Raw genomic sequence first — 16,338 nt, 5'->3', positions numbered from 1 at the left:
CGGGCTTAGGCCGGACCGGCCTTGTAGCCCACACCCCGGACCGTGACGACGATCTCGGGGTGCTCGGGATCCTTCTCGATCTTCGCGCGCAGGCGCTGGACGTGCACGTTCACCAGGCGGGTGTCGGCGGCGTGCCGGTAGCCCCAGACCTGCTCCAGCAGCACCTCGCGGGTGAAGACCTGGCGGGGCTTGCGGGCCAGCGCGACCAGCAGGTCGAACTCGAGCGGCGTGAGGTTGATGGTCTCCTCGCCGCGCTTGACCGAGTGGCCGGCCACGTCGATGGTGATGTCGCCGATCTGCAGGATCTCGGGGGTCGGCTCGTCGGTGCGGCGCAGGCGGGCGCGCACGCGGGCGACGAGCTCCTTGGGCTTGAACGGCTTGACGATGTAGTCGTCCGCGCCGGACTCCAGGCCGAGCACGACGTCGATGGTGTCGCTCTTGGCCGTGAGCATCACGATCGGGACACCGGACTCCGCGCGGATGCGGCGGCAGACGTCGATGCCGTCGGCGCCGGGGAGCATCAGGTCGAGCAGGACGAGGTCCGGCCGGGTGTCCCTGAAGGCGTCGAGTGCCTTGTCGCCATCGGACACGAACGACGGCTCAAAACCCTCCCCGCGCAAGACGATGCCGAGCATCTCGGCGAGAGCGGCGTCGTCGTCGACGACCAGCACGCGTCCTTTCATGGCCCCTCATTCGTACGCGTATGGGAGATTTGGGCGTTTGTCACAGGTTTCCCCCGCAGGCTACCGGTGGCCGCCACTTGGGTGTTACACGACCATGACAGAGGTTGGAGTTTAGGCGCAGCAAACGTAGCGCGCGATTATCTGACCAGATGCGGTCACACCGGCGGGAATCCCGTGGTGCGGTCACGTTCCAAGTGTGCTCCCGCACCCCCCGTTTCGGCCATCCCCTGAGAGCCTCGCGTACGATCGCGCGGCAGGCTCGTACATCATGCCAGGATTGGGACATGACAGACGGCCCCGGCTCCACCCCCGACGTGCCCTCCGGCTGGGCGGCCGAGCAGCCTCCCCCGTACGGCGGGGCCGCCGGATCCTGGGCCTCCCCCGGCGGACCTGGGGGTTCCGCCGGTCCTCCCCCCTCCGGTCCGCCGCAGGGCGCGTATCCGCCCGCCCCCCAGGCCCCCGCTCCCGGCGGGCCGTACGCGTACCGGCCGCCGGACGCGCCGCGGCCGGGCATCATCCCGCTGCGCCCGCTGGCGCTCGGCGACATCCTCGACGGCACGATCAAGCTGATCCGGTCGAACCCCAAGGCCACGCTCGGCCTGTCGGCGATCGTGGCGGCGATCACCGCGATCCCGACCGCCATCGGACAGGCCTTCTCCTTCCGTTCGCTCGGCGAGCTCCTGAGCGACCCGTACGCCGCCGACGCGGTGAGCGGGCCGCTCGCCGGAGGGACCTCCCAGCTCATCGGCGGGCTCGTCGGCTACGTCATGACGTTCGTGGGCACGACGATCCTCACCGGCATCCTCACCCGGGTGCTCGGCCGCGCGGTGTTCGGCGGGCGGATCACGGTGGGCGAGGCGTGGCGGCTCGCGCGGTCGCGGGTGCCCGCGCTGTTCGGGCTGGTGCTGCTGCAGGGGCTCATCCTCCTGCTGCCGCTGCTCGCGCTCGTCGCGGTGTTCGTGAGCCTGGCCGCGGCCGGCGCGTTCGACGGCACGGCGAACACCACCGCGGCGGCGGCGGTCGTCGTCGGCCTGCTGTTCTTCCTGACCTACATCCCGTACCTGCTGTTCTTCTACACGCGCCTGTCGCTCGCGGCCCCCGCGGTCGTGCTGGAGGGCCGCGGCGTCACCGACGCCATGACCCGCTCGTGGCGGCTGGTGAAGGGCGACAGCTGGCGGGTGCTCGGCATCCTGCTGCTCACCTCCCTGCTCGCGGCCATCATCAGCAGCGTGCTGGCGGTGCCGTTCTCGTTCGGCGGCACGCTCATCGGGATGCTGAGCGGCGGCACGGCGGCCGGGACCATCGTGGCGGCGATCCTCCTGGCGATCGGGCAGGTCCTCGCTTCCATGATCACTTACCCGTTCCAGGCGGGCGTGGCCGGTCTGCTGTACGCCGACCGGCGGATGCGGGCCGAGGCGTTCGACCTCGTGCTGCAGACGGCGGCGGCCCGGAACCAGTCGCAGGGCTGGGTGCACGCGGGGATCGACGACCTGTGGCACCCGGGCTACGGCGCCGGGCCGGGCTCCGCGCCCTACCACGGGGCTCCGCCGTACGGACCGTACGGGCCCTACGGCCCGCAGGCGTGACGGTCGTGCGGGCCGCCGCACTGCTCGCCTCACCCGTCGACGCCGGCCACGACGAGGCCGCGCGGGAGGCGGCACGCGAACTGTCCCGGGCGGGCTACCAGCACGAGCCGCTGTTCGACCGGCTGCGGCGGGAGATCTCGCAGTTCCTCGGCGACCTGCTGAGCGGCGGCGGCACGGGCGAGGGCGGCGTGGTGTCACTCATCGTGATCACCGTCCTCCTCGCCGTCCTGGCCGTGCTGCTCCTGTGGGCCCTGCGCCGCTTCTCCGGCGGCCGGCGCACGGAGAGCGGAGCCGTGTTCGGGCAGCGCGAGCGGACGGCCGCCGAGCATCGCGCCGAGGCCGAACGCCTGGCGGCCGAGGGCGGCTGGGCCGGGGCCATCCAGGAGCGGCTGCGCGCCATCGCCCGCGAACTGGAGGAACGCGCCGTCGTCAGCCCGATGCCGGGCCGGACCGCCGACGAGCTGGCCGAGGCCGCCGGGCAGGCGCTGCCGCCCCACGCGGCCGGCCTGCGCGCGGCGGCACGCCTGTTCGACGACGTGACCTACGGCGGAGCGGGCGGCACCCGGGAGGGCTACCTGACGCTCACCGCGCTGGACGAACGCCTGCGGTCGGCCCGCACGGGCGCCGCCGCATGACCGCCGGGACGTCGGGGCGCGCGCGGCAGACGGCCCGGGTCACGCTGCTGGCGGCGCTCGTGCTGGTCGTGGCGGCGCTGCCCGTACTGCTGTCGGGGGGACCGTCCGGGGGCCGGGCCCTCGACCCCGCCGACACCTCCCTGAACGGCGGCGCCGCCCTCGCCCGGCTGCTGGAGGCGCACGGGGTGCAGGTGGCCCGCGTGGAGACCCCCGCCGCGGCCGTGGCCGCCGCCGGGCCGCATACCCTGCTGCTGGTCACCGAGGCGAGCTTCCTGAACCGCGACGCCGCGGGCCGCATCGCCGCGGCTTTCGGCGACCGGCTCGTCGTCGGCTCCGTGCCGTACCTCGACGTGCTCGCTCCCGGTGTGAGCAGGGAGGGCGAGGCGCGTACCCGGTCCCGGGCCCCGGAGTGCACGCTGCGAGAGGCGGTGCGGGCCGGCAACGCCTACACCGGCGGCGTGTCCCTCACCGGGCCGCCGGGAGCCACGGGCTGTTACCCGGCCGGCGACGGGCACGCCCTGGTCCGCTACGCCGCGGACGGGCACACGGTGACCGTGCTGGGCGACGCGTCGTTCCTGACCAACCTGCGCCTCGCGGAGGACGGCAACGCGGCGCTCGCACTGAACCTGGCAGGTGCGCGGGCGAAGCTCATCTGGCTCGCCGCGCCGGACGATTCCGCCGAGACCGGCGGCGGGACGGACGAGGAGGCCCGTTCACTCGGCGACCTCATCCCCGCCGGCGTGAAGTGGGCGGTCATCCAGCTCGCCGTCGCGGTGGCCGTGGTCGCCCTGTGGCGGGGACGCAGGCTCGGGCCCGTCGTGGTCGAGCGCCTGCCCGTGGTCGTGCGGGCGGCGGAGACCGTGGAGGGGCGCGGACGCCTCTACAGGTCCCGCCGGGCCAGGGACCGGGCCGCCCTCGCGCTGCGGGCCGCCGCGGCCGACCGGCTCGCCCCCCGCCTCGGACTGCGCCGCACCGCCACCCCGGAGGAGGTCGCCGTCGCGGCGGCCGCCCGTACCGGCCGGGACCCGGAGCCGGTGCTGACGCTGCTGTGCGGCCCGCCGCCCGGGGACGACACCGCGCTGGTGGCCCTCGCCGCCCACCTGGACACACTCGAAAGGCAGGTACGAGACTCTTGACCATTCCTGAATCGGACGCCGCGCGCGACGCGCTCGCGGCGCTGCGTGCGGAGGTGGCCAAGGCGGTCGTGGGCCAGGACCCGATCGTCACCGGCCTGGTCATCGCGCTGCTGTGCCGGGGTCACGTGCTGCTGGAGGGCGTGCCCGGCGTGGCCAAGACCCTGCTCGTACGCACGCTGTCGGCCACGCTCGCGCTGGACTTCAAGCGGGTGCAGTTCACCCCCGACCTCATGCCGGGCGACGTCACGGGGTCGCTGGTCTACGACGCGCGGACGGCGGAGTTCGAGTTCCGCGAGGGGCCGGTCTTCACCAACCTGCTGCTGGCCGACGAGGTCAACCGCACCCCGCCGAAGACCCAGGCCGCCCTGCTCGAGGCCATGGAGGAACGGCAGGTCAGCGTCGAGGGCGAGGCCCGCGCGCTGCCCGATCCGTTCATCGTCGTGGCGACGCAGAACCCCGTCGAGTACGAGGGCACCTACCAGCTCCCCGAGGCGCAGCTCGACCGGTTCCAGCTCAAGCTGACCGTGCCGCTGCCGCCGCGCGAGCAGGAGATCGCCGTGCTGGAGCGGCACGCGCTCGGCTTCGACCCGCGCGACCTGTCGGAGATCAAGCCCGTGGCGTCCGCGGCCGACCTCGAGGCGGGACGCCGGGCGGTCGCCCAGGTCCACGTGGGAGCCGAGGTGCTCGGCTACATTGTGGACGTCGCCCGGGCCACCCGGCAGTCGCCCTCGCTGCAGCTCGGTGTCTCACCCCGGGGGGCCACCGCGCTGCTCGCCGCCGCCCGCGCGTGGGCCTGGCTGTCGGGACGGTCGTACGTGACGCCGGACGACGTGAAGGCCCTGGCGCGGCCCGCCCTGCGGCACCGGGTGGGGCTGCGTCCGGAGGCCGAGTTGGAGGGCGCCACCCCCGACGGCATCCTGGAGGGCATCCTGGCCACCGTCCCCGTTCCCCGGTGAGGGCCGCGTGGCGCTGACCGGACGCGCGGGACTGCTCGCCGCCCTCGCCGCGATCGTCGTGCTCCTCGCCCCCGAGCCCGGCCTGGCCGTGCTGGCCGCGCTGCTCGTGCTCGTCGTGCTCGTGGCGGCCGACCTGCTGCTCGCGGGGGCCGTGCGCGGGCTGCGGTTCGAACGCGACGGCGAACGGCGGGTGCGGCTCGGGCAGTCGGCGGCGATCGGCCTGATCGTGGACAACCCCGGCCGGCGGCGGGTCCGGGGCGTCCTGCGCGACGCCTGGCAGCCCTCGGCCGGGGCCGCCTCGCGGCGGGCGGCGCTCGACGTGCCGCCCCGCGAGCGGCGGCGCCTGGTCACGACGCTGACGCCCACCCGCAGGGGCGACCGGGAGGCCGTCGCCGTGACGGTCCGCTCCGTCGGGCCCCTCGGCCTGGCGGCGCGGCAGCGCACGTTCCACGTGCCGTGGACGGTCCGGGTGCTGCCGCCGTTCCTCAGCCGCAGGCATCTGCCCGCGCGGCTGGCCCGGCTGCGCGAGCTCGACGGGCGGCATCCCGCGCTGGTGCGCGGCCAGGGCACCGAGTTCGACTCGCTGCGCGAGTACGTGGTCGGCGACGACGTCCGCTCGATCGACTGGCGGGCGAGCGCCCGGCGCAGCGACGTCGTCGTACGGACCTGGCGGCCCGAACGCGACCGCCGCGTGCTGATCGTGCTCGACACGGGCCGCACCTCGGCGGGCCGGGTCGGCGTGGCGCCGGTGCCCGGCTCCGGCCCTTCCGGATGGCCCCGGCTGGACTGGTCGATGGACGCGGCGCTGCTGCTGGCCGCCCTCGCCGCCCGGGCCGGCGACCGCGTCGACTTCCTCGCCTACGACCGGGCCGTACGGGCCCAGGTGTCCGGCGCGTCGCGGACCGAGGTGCTGTCGTCGCTGGTGAACGTGATGGCGCCGATCGAGGCGGAGCTGGTCGAGGCCGACGCGGCCGGAATGGTGGCGGCCGTGCTGTCCAGGGCGCGGCGGCGCTGCCTGGTGGTGCTGCTGACCGACCTGAACGCGGCGGCCATGCGGGAGGGCCTGCTGCCCGTGCTGCCCAGTCTGTCGTCCCGGCACATGGTCCTGGTGGCCTCGGTCGCCGATCCGCGGGTCGCCGGCATGGCGGCCGGGCGCGGCACCGCCGAGGCCGTCTACGACGCCGCCGCGGCCGAGCGGCTGCGCGGCGAGCGGCGCGAGATCACCGCCGTGCTGCGCCGTCACGGTGTGGAGGTCGTGGACGCCCTGCCGGAGGACGTCGCCCCCGCGCTGGCCGACGCGTATCTCGCTCTGAAGGCCGCCGGCCGGCTCTGAGTTTCACGCGGTGGTTCACCAGTGGTTCAGGCGGTGGTTCACGCGGTGGTTCAGGCGGTTGGCGCGAGGTCGGGGGCGTGCTCGATGTCCCCCGTCTCGTCCCGGCGCTCCGCCCGGCGGCCGAAGACGATGACGTACGCCAGGAAGAGCGCCTCCGCGAGCGCGCCGATCGAGATGCGCGCCCAGGTCGGCAGGCCCGACGGGGTGACCCCCGCCTCGATGAGCCCGGACACGAGCAGCACCACGACCAGGCCCAGCGCGACGCTCATCACGGCTCTGCCCTGCTCGGCCAGCGCCTCCGCGCGACGCCTCGGGCCGGGATCGATGACGGTCCAGCCCAGCCGCATCCCGGCGCCCGCCGCCAGGAAGACCGCGGTCAGCTCCAGCATGCCGTGCGGCAGGATCAGCCCCCAGAACACGTCCGCCTTGTCGTGCGCGTGCATCAGTCCGCCGGTGACCCCGACGTTGGCCATCGTCTGCCACAGGAGCCACGGGATGGGCAGGCCGAGGAGGATCGCCGAGACCACGACCTGCGCGGACAGCCAGGCGTTGTTCAGCCACACGTGACCGGCGAACGACGCCGCCGGGTTCTCGGAGTAGTAGTCGGCGAAGTCGTGCTCGACGAGCTGCCGGATCTCCTCCGGCGTGCCGACGAGGCTCTGGAGCGCGGGATCGTTCGCCGCCCACACACCCATGACGTACGCCACCGCGAGTGAGGCCACAGTCGCGCCGATCCACCACCGGCGTGCGCGGTAGGCCACCACGGGGAACGACACCGTGAAGAACCGGGCTACCTCCCGCCAGGCCGGGCTGTGGGCGCCGGTGACCGCCGCGCGCGCCCTCGCCACCAGCGACGACAGGCGACCGACGAGGAGGGCGTCGGCCGACCCCGACCGCACGATCGACAGGTGGGTCGCCGCCCTCTGGTAGAGGTCGACCAGCTCGTCGACCTCCGCGCCACGCAGCGTGCGCTGCCGCCGTACGAGGTCGTCCAACCGGTCCCAGGACGGCTTGTTCGCGGCGACGAACGCATCGATGTCCACGGACCGGACCCTATCGGCGGGAGCGGCGAGGTGCGGCAATCGAACACAGTAGGGTGCGCAGTGTGTCCGAAGTCGTGACCGGCGAGGCGGTCGTCGTCGAGGTTCGCATCGCCCAGCTCTCCAGCCGCGCCCTGGCCTTCCTCATCGACTGGACCGTCCAGTGGGCGGCGATCATCACGGCGTTCGTGCTGATCACACAGGTGTCCCTGGTGACCGACACGTCGCTGGCCACCAGTCTGCTCATCCTGTTCATCGTGCTGGTCACCGTGGGCTACCCGGTCGCGTTCGAGACGATCAGCAGGGGCCGTTCGCTGGGCAAGCTCGCCCTCGGCCTGCGCGTGGTGAGCGACGACGGCGGGCCGGAGCGCTTCCGGCAGGCGTTGTTCCGCGGGCTCGCCGGGTTCCTGGAGTTCTGGACGTTCTCCGGCGCCCCCGCGCTCATCACCTCGCTCGTCAACCAGCGCGGCAAGCGCCTCGGGGACCTGTTCGCCGGGACGATCGTCATCGGGGAGCGGACGCCGCGGCAGGCCCCGCCGCCGGAGATGCCCCCGCCGCTCGCGTCGTGGGCCGCGACGCTGGAGCTGTCCGGGCTGTCCGACGACCTGGCCAACACCGCCCGGCAGTACCTGTCCCGGTGGCACCAGCTCAGCCCGGGGATGCGGGAGGAGATGGGACTGCGCGTGGCCGGTCAGGTCAGCGCGCAGGTGGCGCCGCCGCCCCCGCCGGGGGTCCCGCCGTACGCCTACCTTGCCGCCGTGCTGGCCGAACGCAGGCGCCGCGAGGAGATCCGGCTCGCCCGGGCCCGTTCCGCTACCGCGTCGTATGGCCCGCAAGCGTACGGCGTTCAGGGGCACGGCGTTCAGGGGCACGGCGTTCAGGGGCACGGCGTTCAGGGGCACGGCGTTCAGGGGCACGGGGTTCAGAGCCCCGCCTACCACGCGCCGCCGGCCCCGCCACGGGAGCCGGAACCGCCGCGCGGAGAGGCTCCGCCGACATCGGGAGGATTTGTTCCGCCGATTTAGGTGTAGAGGCCGATTCGCGGGGCACCTGAGGTCATTGCAGGTCATGGGGCATACCTGCAGTGGGGTTGAGGCGGGCATCGCCGGTGCGTTGAGGGAGAGGTCGCACCGGAGATGCCCGCCTCCTTGCGTTGCGGGGTCGGATACCTCTGGTCAGTCAGACCCGGGCTTGGTTAGCTCTGGTCGGACAGATCCTCAGCGGCCGCCGGGCACACCCTTGCCGTGCTCGGCGTACTCGCCCTGGTTCTGCGGGTTGAAGATGTCCATCTTCACGCTGTTGGCCTGGTTGGTGCGGGGGTCGTTGATCTTGAAGACGTCGAGCCCCAGGTTGAAGTCGCTGCCGTAGATGTAGCCGTTGTAGTAGTACGCCGACCAGTAGCCGCCGTTCAGGGGCTGCGACCACGGACCGCGCTCGAAGAAGCCGATCTCGTGCGGGTTCGCCGAGTCGGTGAAGTCCCAGATCGAGATGCCGCCCTGGTACCACGCCTGGACCATGATGTCGCGGCCCTTGACCGGGATCAGCGAGCCGTTGTGGGCGACGCAGTTCTCGGTGTCGGCCTGGTGGCGGGCGATCTTGAAGTAGCTCTTGAAGGCGAGCTTGTTGCCGGGGGCGATGTCGTAGATCGCGTCGGCACCGCGCTTCGGGCCGATCGCCTCGTTGCAGGTGGCCCTGCTGCCGCCGCCGAGTTCGTCGGTGAAAATGACCTTGGTGCCGTCGTTGTTGAAGGTCGCCGAGTGCCAGAAGGCGAAGTACTCGTCGTCGCGGACGACGTCGATGACCTTCGGGTTCTCCGGGTCGTTGATGTCCATCAGGATGCCGTCACCCATGCAGGCGCCGGCCGCGAGGCCCTTGGCCGGGTAGGCGGTGATGTCGTGGCAGCCGGTCGTCGCCGACGTGCCGTACGGGTACGACATCCTGTCGCCGGGGTTGCCGCCGTCCGGGAACAGGACCGGCGCCTTCACCACGGACGCCGCGGTGGGGTCGTCGAGCGGAATCTTGACGATCGAGATCAGGTCATGCGGCGGCTGGCAGTCGGGGAAGGACGCCGACGGGCTGTAGGACGAGACGTAGGCGTAGACGTTCTTGCCCGCCTTGTCCGGCACGAGCGTGTGCGTGTGGGAGCCACACGCCGTCTCGACCGACTTGACGTACTTGGGGTTGGCCTTGTCGCTGATGTCGAAGATGCGCAGGCCCTCCCACGAGCTCTTCTGCGCGGCCGACTGCGCGACGCTGGAGCAGGAGTCGTCGTTGCGGGAGGAGTCGACGGACCCGATCAGCAGGTTGCCGTAGACGGACATGTCCATCTGCGAGCCAGGACAGACGACCGAGCTGACGACCTCGGGCTTCTGCGGGTTCTTGATGTTGATGATGCTGAAGCCACCGTAGTTGCCCATGTAGGCGTAGTCGCCCTGGAAGGCCATGTCGGTGTTGATGGTGCCGGCGATAGCGCTGGGGGTCGGTACGTTCGCGACGTGCGTGACGTTCGGGCTCATCGCGATCTCGTCCGGGGCCAGCACATCGGCTGCCTGGGCGGGAGCGGCGGATAAAGCCAAGACGAACGCCGCTCCTGTTACGGCCAGGGCGCGGCCGCTGCGGCGCAGGGTGAACACTCGGTGTCCTCCTCTATAAGGGGGAGATAAATGATCGCATCGTCACGTCTGACCGGAGTGTCCCGCCAGTTATCACTATGTAAATAGAACTGCCACATGTTGCCCTTTGACCGCTTATCTCGGCCCGATTAGCGTCGTGACTCCCACACGCTCTACGCAGGGAGGCCAGCCGGGTGCGGTTCGCACTGATCGTCACGGCCGGTGCCGTGCTGGCTCTGAGCGCCTGTTCCGAGGACGTGAGCAGCAGCGCGCCCGTGTCGACCGCCCCCGTGATCGCGCCGGGCCGGCCCGGCGAGGAGGCCAGAACGCTGAGCCCCGCCGAGGCCGCGACGGCGGTACCCTCCCCAAGCGTCAACGCGGCCGACGTACGGTACGTCCAAGACATGATCGTGCATCACCGGCAGGCGCTGGACATGACGGCCCTGGCCCCCACCCGCGCCTCCTCAGCGAAGCTCAAGGCGCTCGCGGACCGCATCCACCACACGCAGGAGCCGGAGATCCGCGCCATGACCACGTGGCTGGACCAGGAGCGCCTGCAGCGACCGGGCCATCACGCCGAGCACGAGGGCATGCAGGGCATGGCCACCACCGAGCAGATGGCCGCGCTCAAGGCCGCGTCAGGGCCGGAGTTCGACCGCCTGTTCCTCCAGTTGATGATCGCTCACCACGAGGGCGCCATCGCCATGGCGACGACGGTGCTCACCGAAGGCTCTCATCTCACCATCGAGCAGTGGGCCACCGACGTGATCGCCGAGCAGACCGCCGAGATCCGGCGCATGCGTGCGATGCGGGACGCCTGACCTTCCCCGCGCTTCACCCCACCGGTAATCGACCCGAGCGGGCAGGGGCGGGACCGGCGCCCGGATTTAGCGAGATATGAGCAGTCATATCCGTAACGACACTTTCTCTCCTTTCCTGTGACTCCAGGAAATCGTCCGGCGAACCTGTCTCCCGCCTCCTGGACGTGCCACGATTCATACAAGTTTTCGTATAGGCGAGCGGGGGTGTGATGGGTATGCCAATATTCGATCCTGATCACCTTGGCCGTTCAAACAGTCCCGATGACGACTGGTGGGATCAGCTGACAGCCGGTTCGCCGTTGTGGTCGTCCGACGGGTCGCTCGCCCGCGACGACTGTCGCCCTGAATATTTCTCGGTCGCGAGCAATAAAGCCGAATTCGCGGACAATACGCATAGCGATTGCGGAGCGACCGGCGCCGGCGCCAAGACGGATGCAGACGATGCCGGAGCTCCGAATGCGACTACTGGCGCTGCTCGGAGCCGGTCGTCGTGGGTGCTGATCGGTTCTGTTCGTGAGTCGGCGCGGGCGTTGGCGTTGGCGCGGGTTTCGGATGATGTGGATGTCTGTCTGGCTGAGGCTGAGGAGTTGGTGTTCGCGCGGGATCGGATCACGTGTGCTCTGGCGGATCGGGTGGGGCGGGTGCATCGGGCGGGGCAGGCTCGGCGGCATGGGCATGCCTCCACCCGCAGTTGGCTGCGCACCGCCGCGGGGATGACCGTCGCCGGGGCGGGCCGGCTGCTGAGCCTGGGGATCGAGTTGGCCCGCCTGCCGAAGGTGCGGGAGAAGTTCGCCGCCGGTGGGTTGGCGGCGGGGGTGGTGGAGGCCATCTGCGCGGCAATCTCCGGTCTGTCCGATGAGCACGCTGCGGTGGCTGAGCCGATTCTGCTGGAGTTGGCGGGGAGGGCGGGGGCGGCGGAGGTGGCCAGGGCGGGGCGTTATCTGCGGGCGGTGCTGGACCCCGATGGTGAGGACCGTGACGAGCGGGCCGATTACGGTCGGCGGTTCCTGCGGGTGCGCTCCGGTAAGGGCGGGGGGCTGGAGGGGGAGTTCTATCTGCCGCGTGAGCATGCCGCCCGGTTGCAGGCGTTGCTGGATGCGTATGCCAGGCCGAAGGCGGAGGGCGATGACCGGCCATTGAGGGTGCGTCAGGCGGATGCGTTGATGGCGTTGCTGGAGGAGAAGATCGCCGCCGAGCTCCTGGTCCTGGTCAACGCCGAATCCCTCCCCACCGACCCCGCCACAGACTGCCCCGAGAGCGCTGGCCACCCCGAGACCCCCGAGACCTTCGAAGGCCCGGAAGGCCCTGAAGACACCGAAGAGCCCGAGAACACTCAGGACGCCGAGGCGGCCGAGGAAGCCGCTTCCGCGGTAGGCGCCGATGCCGATGTAGCCGCAGAGGCTGCCGTCGAAAACGCCGGCCAGAGCGCCGTCGAGGGTGCCGAGCTGGCGACCGGGCCCCGTGGCATGGAGGTCGGCGATGACGCGATCGGACGCGCGCAGGCGAAGAGCACACAGCGGAGCGAATCGCAGCAGGAGCCAAAGCAGAGCGCGCCACAGCGGAGCAGCTCGCCGAAGCGGCAGGAGTCGCGCTCGTGGGAGTCGCATGGCGGGGGCGCGTGCGGGTGCGGCAGTAGGGCGCGGTGCTCGTCCACAGCGCCGGAAACACCGGGGACGCCGGAAGCGTCCGGTGCGCGGGTACCAGAGCCGGGGGCGCCCAGCGCGCGGGGAGCAGAGTCTGGGTCACCGCGGGGCGTGCGGCTGGGACCAGAGCCGGAGAGGCCACCGGTAGCGTCGGCCGGAGGGCTGCCTGGGGCGCTGCTGGGGACAGCGTTGGGAACGGCGCCGGGGTTGTTGCTGGCGACCGGGCAGGTGCTGCCCGTCTCCAGCGTGCACCGGCTGGCCCGCACCTCCACCCTGGTGCGCCTGGTCATGGACGCCGACGGGCAGGTCCTGGACATGGGCCGCAAAGTCCGCCTGGCCACCCCCGCCCAGCGGCGGGCGATCTACGCCCGCTACGCCACCTGCTGGATCGACGGCTGCCCCCTGCCCGCCACCAGGTGCCAGATCGACCACGCCCACAACTGGAGCACCGGCGGCCTGACCGACCTCAAACTGCTGGGCCCGGCCTGCCAGTTCCACAACCGCGACCGCTACCAGCACCCCGACCGCTACACCCGCCACAAGACCGGCACAGACCGCTGGGCCTTCACCTACCACCCAGCCCGAACCAGACGGGTGCGGGAATGAGGATCGATGGCCGGGGGTCAGGACCCAAGACGCCAGGAGTGGAGATACTCCTCCTGCTCGGCGGTGAGCGCGTCGATCGAGATGCCGGCCGCGGCCAGCTTCAGGCGGGCGACCTCGGCGTCGATGCCGGCCGGGACGTCGTACACGCCGGGCGTCAGCCGCGCCGACTCCCGCACCAGCCAGGCGACGGCGAGCGCCTGGGCGGCGAACGACATGTCCATCACCGCCGCCGGGTGCCCCTCGGCCGCGGTCAGGTTCACCAGGCGCCCCTCCGCGAGCAGCAGCAGCCTGCGGCCGTCGTTGAGGACGTACTCGTCGGTGTTGGGCCTGATCCCGAAGCGCACCTCGCGCGCCATCTCCTCCAGCGCGCGCACGTCGATCTCGACGTCGAAGTGGCCCGCGTTCGCGAGGATCGCGCCGTCCTTCATGACGGCCAGGTGCTCGGCCCGGATGACGTCGCGGTTGCCGGTGACGGTCACGAACACGTCGCCGGTCTCGGCGGCCAGGCTCATCGGCCGCACGTCGTAGCCCTGCAGGGCCGCGTCGAGTGCCTTGACCGGGTCGATCTCGGTGACGACGACCCGCGCGCCGAGGCCCTTGGCCCGCTCCGCGACGCCCCGGCCGCAGAAGCCGAAACCCGCCACGACGACGGTGCGGCCGGCCAGCAGGACGTTGGTGGCCCGCATGATGCCGTCGAGCGTCGACTGGCCGGTGCCGTACCGGTTGTCGAACATCCGCTTGGTCCGGGTGTCGTTCACCGCCACCATCGGGAAGCGCAACGCGTTCTCCGAGGCCATCTGGCGCAGCCGGATGATCCCGGTCGTGGTCTCCTCGCAACCGCCGATCACGTCGTCGAGGAGTTCGACCCGCTCGGTGTGCAGGGTGTTGACGAGGTCGCATCCGTCGTCCAGGACGATGTTCGGCGCGATGTCGAGCGTCTGGTGGATGTGCCGGTAGTAGGTCTCCATGTCCACGCCGGCGCGGGCATGGACGGCGATGCCGTACGTTCTCAGCGCCTCGGCGACGTCGTCCTGCGTGGACAGGGGGTTGGACGCCGCCAGGGCGATCTCGGCGCCGCCCTCTCGCAGGGCCCCCATGAGCACCGCCGTCTCGGCGGTGACGTGCATGCAGGCGGCGACGCGCAGGCCGTCGAGCGGCCGATCGGCGCCGAAACCGGCGCCGACCGCCCGCAGGACCGGCATCGACCGGGCCGCCCATTCGATGCGCCGCTCTCCGGCCTCCGCGATGTCCGCCGTGACGTCCGGCTGAATCACGCCGTCTACCTCCTGACGAGGCGCGGGCCGGGCCCGCGCCCTCGTCGTGCGACCCGCCTGTCAGTAGCGGTAGTGGTCCGGCTTGTACGGGCCCTCGACGTCCACGCCGATGTACTCCGCCTGCTTCTTGCTGAGCGTGGTCAGCTTCACGCCGAGCGCGTCGAGGTGGAGGCGGGCGACCTTCTCGTCGAGGTGCTTGGGCAGCACGTACACGCCGACCGGATAGTCGTCGGTCTTCGTGAACAGCTCGATCTGGGCGATCACCTGGTTGGTGAACGAGTTCGACATGACGAACGACGGGTGGCCGGTGGCGCAGCCGAGGTTCATCAGACGGCCCTCGGCGAGCACGATGATCGAGTGCCCGTCGGGGAACACCCACTCGTCGACCTGCGGCTTGATGTTGATCCTCTGGATGCCCGGGATGCGGGTCAGGCCGGCCATGTCGATCTCGTTGTCGAAGTGGCCGATGTTGGACACGATCGCCTGGTGCTTCATCTGCGACATGTGCTCGGCGCTGATGATGCCGTAGTTGCCGGTGCAGGTGACGAAGATGTCCGCGATGCCGACGACCTCCTCCAGGGTGGTGACCTGGAAGCCGTCCATGGCGGCCTGGAGCGCGCAGATCGGGTCGATCTCGGTGACGATGACCCGGGCGCCCTGGCCGCGCAGCGCGTCGGCGCAGCCCTTGCCCACGTCGCCGTAGCCGCAGACCACGGCGACCTTGCCGCCGATCAGCACGTCGGTGGCGCGGTTGAGGCCGTCGATCACCGAGTGGCGGCAGCCGTACTTGTTGTCGAACTTCGACTTGGTCACCGAGTCGTTGACGTTGATCGCCGGGAACAGGAGCGAGCCGGACTTGTGCATCTCGTACAGCCGGTGCACACCGGTCGTGGTCTCCTCGGTGACGCCCTTGATCTCCTCGGCCACGCGGGTCCACCACTTGTCCTCGGAGACCGTACGGCGGAGCGTGTCGAGGATGACCGCCCACTCCTCGGGGTCGTCCTCACCGGCGACCGGCACGGCGCCGGCCTTCTCGAACTCCACACCCTTATGGACGAGCAGCGTGGCGTCGCCGCCGTCGTCGAGGATCATGTTGGGGCCGGAGCCGTCGGGCCAGCGGAGGGCCTGCTCGGTGCACCACCAGTACTCCTCCAGCGTCTCGCCCTTCCAGGCGAAGACCGGGACACCGGAGGGGTTGTCCACCGTGCCGTCCGGGCCGACGACGACCGCGGCGGCGGCGTGGTCCTGCGTGGAGAAGATGTTGCAGCTCACCCAGCGGACGTCGGCGCCGAGCGCGACCAGCGTCTCGATCAGTACGGCGGTCTGAATCGTCATGTGCAGCGAGCCCATGATCTTCGCGCCGCGCAGCGGCTGCGCCGCGGCGTACTCCTTGCGGGTCGCCATGAGGCCCGGCATCTCGTGCTCCGCGAGGCGGATCTCTTTGCGGCCGAATTCCGCCAGCGAAAGGTCGGCGACCTTGAAGTCCATGAGTGTCTCCTCCATTGTCCGTCGGTGCGAGTTTAGGTGTCGCGGACGCGCCGACGCATACGGAGGCGTGCGAACCTGACACAAGAATGTGAGATTACGTCGCCGACGGGTGCCGGAGGGCCGCCGGACTGTCTAGCGTGGACCCAGGGAACGGGACCGGAGGCACGATGCGTATCACCGAGGCGGCCAGGCGGCTCGGCATGTCCCCCCGGATGCTGCGCTACCGGGAGGCCCTCGGCCTGCTGCCGCCCGTACGGGACAGGGGCGCCCATCGGCGCTTCGGGCCCGACGAACTGGAGGCGGTGCGCCAGGCGACGGAGCTGGAGCGCCGGTTCGACGTCTCGCCGGCCGAACTGGCCTTCGCGCTCCGGGCACTGTCCGAGCCGGCGGTGGCCCAGGCCGTGCGCGACCTCGGCGTGCGCATCGGGCGCATCCAGGCGCCGCGCCGGGCGCTGGACTTCGAGAAGGAGAAGGCCCTGCGGCTGCTGCGGCACCGATGAGCCAGGCGCCGATGAGCCAGGCGCG

14 protein-coding genes are annotated in these 16,338 nt (G+C 71.4%); 9 read left to right on the top strand and 5 right to left on the bottom strand.

Features of this window, described 5'->3' with window-relative positions; translation table 11 throughout:
- Positions 1-5: 5 nt before the first annotated feature.
- The gene (gene mtrA / locus HHX41_RS12720) at positions 6-683 is read right to left on the bottom strand and encodes an MtrAB system response regulator MtrA (protein ID WP_030509347.1); all 678 of its coding nucleotides are present in this window, start codon (positions 681-683) and stop codon (positions 6-8) included.
- Between the two features lie 284 nt (positions 684-967).
- Here mtrA and HHX41_RS12715 point away from each other — a divergent pair, with 284 nt between their 5' ends.
- The 5 genes from HHX41_RS12715 to HHX41_RS12695 are packed head-to-tail and all read left to right on the top strand — an operon-like array spanning position 968 to position 6,329.
- Positions 968-2,269: a glycerophosphoryl diester phosphodiesterase membrane domain-containing protein gene (locus tag HHX41_RS12715; RefSeq protein WP_182906108.1), complete on the top strand. Its 1,302-nt coding sequence runs from the start codon at positions 968-970 to the stop codon at positions 2,267-2,269.
- On the top strand, positions 2,266-2,904 hold the full coding sequence (locus HHX41_RS12710; RefSeq protein ID WP_182906107.1) for a DUF4129 domain-containing protein: 639 nt from the start codon (positions 2,266-2,268) through the stop codon (positions 2,902-2,904). The genes HHX41_RS12715 and HHX41_RS12710 overlap by 4 nt, the downstream gene beginning before the upstream one ends.
- The gene (locus tag HHX41_RS12705; protein ID WP_182906106.1) at positions 2,901-4,040 is read left to right on the top strand and encodes a DUF4350 domain-containing protein; all 1,140 of its coding nucleotides are present in this window, start codon (positions 2,901-2,903) and stop codon (positions 4,038-4,040) included. The genes HHX41_RS12710 and HHX41_RS12705 overlap by 4 nt, the downstream gene beginning before the upstream one ends.
- The gene (locus HHX41_RS12700; protein ID WP_169982828.1) at positions 4,037-4,996 is read left to right on the top strand and encodes a MoxR family ATPase; all 960 of its coding nucleotides are present in this window, start codon (positions 4,037-4,039) and stop codon (positions 4,994-4,996) included. The genes HHX41_RS12705 and HHX41_RS12700 overlap by 4 nt, the downstream gene beginning before the upstream one ends.
- Positions 4,997-5,003: 7 nt before the next feature.
- Complete coding sequence (locus HHX41_RS12695) at positions 5,004-6,329, top strand: DUF58 domain-containing protein (protein ID WP_182906105.1); 1,326 nt, start codon at positions 5,004-5,006, stop codon at positions 6,327-6,329.
- A 50-nt stretch (positions 6,330-6,379) separates the two neighbouring features.
- On the opposite strand, the gene HHX41_RS12690 is transcribed toward HHX41_RS12695, so the two are convergent.
- Positions 6,380-7,372 (bottom strand): stage II sporulation protein M, encoded by a 993-nt coding sequence (locus HHX41_RS12690; protein WP_182906104.1) that lies wholly within the window; start codon positions 7,370-7,372, stop codon positions 6,380-6,382.
- A 62-nt stretch (positions 7,373-7,434) separates the two neighbouring features.
- On the opposite strand from HHX41_RS12690, the gene HHX41_RS12685 reads away from it, so the two are divergent.
- Positions 7,435-8,394, top strand: coding sequence for an RDD family protein (locus HHX41_RS12685; protein ID WP_182906103.1), 960 nt, complete (start codon positions 7,435-7,437; stop codon positions 8,392-8,394).
- A gap of 192 nt (positions 8,395-8,586) precedes the next feature.
- Here HHX41_RS12685 and HHX41_RS12680 read toward each other — a convergent pair whose 3' ends face one another.
- Positions 8,587-10,002, bottom strand: a complete 1,416-nt coding sequence (locus HHX41_RS12680) for an LVIVD repeat-containing protein (protein ID WP_182906102.1) — start codon at positions 10,000-10,002, stop codon at positions 8,587-8,589.
- Between the two features lie 173 nt (positions 10,003-10,175).
- Here HHX41_RS12680 and HHX41_RS12675 point away from each other — a divergent pair, with 173 nt between their 5' ends.
- The gene (locus tag HHX41_RS12675) at positions 10,176-10,802 is read left to right on the top strand and encodes a DUF305 domain-containing protein (protein WP_182906101.1); all 627 of its coding nucleotides are present in this window, start codon (positions 10,176-10,178) and stop codon (positions 10,800-10,802) included.
- Positions 10,803-11,017: 215 nt separating this feature from the next.
- A complete protein-coding gene (locus HHX41_RS12670) occupies positions 11,018-13,051 on the top strand; it encodes an HNH endonuclease signature motif containing protein (protein WP_182906100.1) in 2,034 nt (677 codons plus the stop codon).
- Between the two features lie 17 nt (positions 13,052-13,068).
- Here HHX41_RS12670 and HHX41_RS12665 read toward each other — a convergent pair whose 3' ends face one another.
- Both HHX41_RS12665 and ahcY read right to left on the bottom strand, forming a co-directional pair.
- A complete protein-coding gene (locus tag HHX41_RS12665) occupies positions 13,069-14,325 on the bottom strand; it encodes an adenosylhomocysteinase (protein ID WP_182906099.1) in 1,257 nt (418 codons plus the stop codon).
- Positions 14,326-14,385: 60 nt separating this feature from the next.
- Positions 14,386-15,813 (bottom strand): adenosylhomocysteinase, encoded by a 1,428-nt coding sequence (gene ahcY / locus HHX41_RS12660; protein ID WP_182906098.1) that lies wholly within the window; start codon positions 15,811-15,813, stop codon positions 14,386-14,388.
- 167 nt (positions 15,814-15,980) lie between these two features.
- Between ahcY and HHX41_RS12655 the strand changes: the two genes are divergently transcribed.
- The gene (locus HHX41_RS12655) at positions 15,981-16,313 is read left to right on the top strand and encodes a MerR family transcriptional regulator (protein WP_169986290.1); all 333 of its coding nucleotides are present in this window, start codon (positions 15,981-15,983) and stop codon (positions 16,311-16,313) included.
- Positions 16,314-16,338: the final 25 nt, after the last annotated feature.

This window comes from Microbispora sp. H13382 (genome assembly GCF_014161445.1).
Classification (GTDB): domain Bacteria; phylum Actinomycetota; class Actinomycetes; order Streptosporangiales; family Streptosporangiaceae; genus Microbispora.
This window is presented reverse-complemented; position numbering and strand designations above follow the sequence as displayed.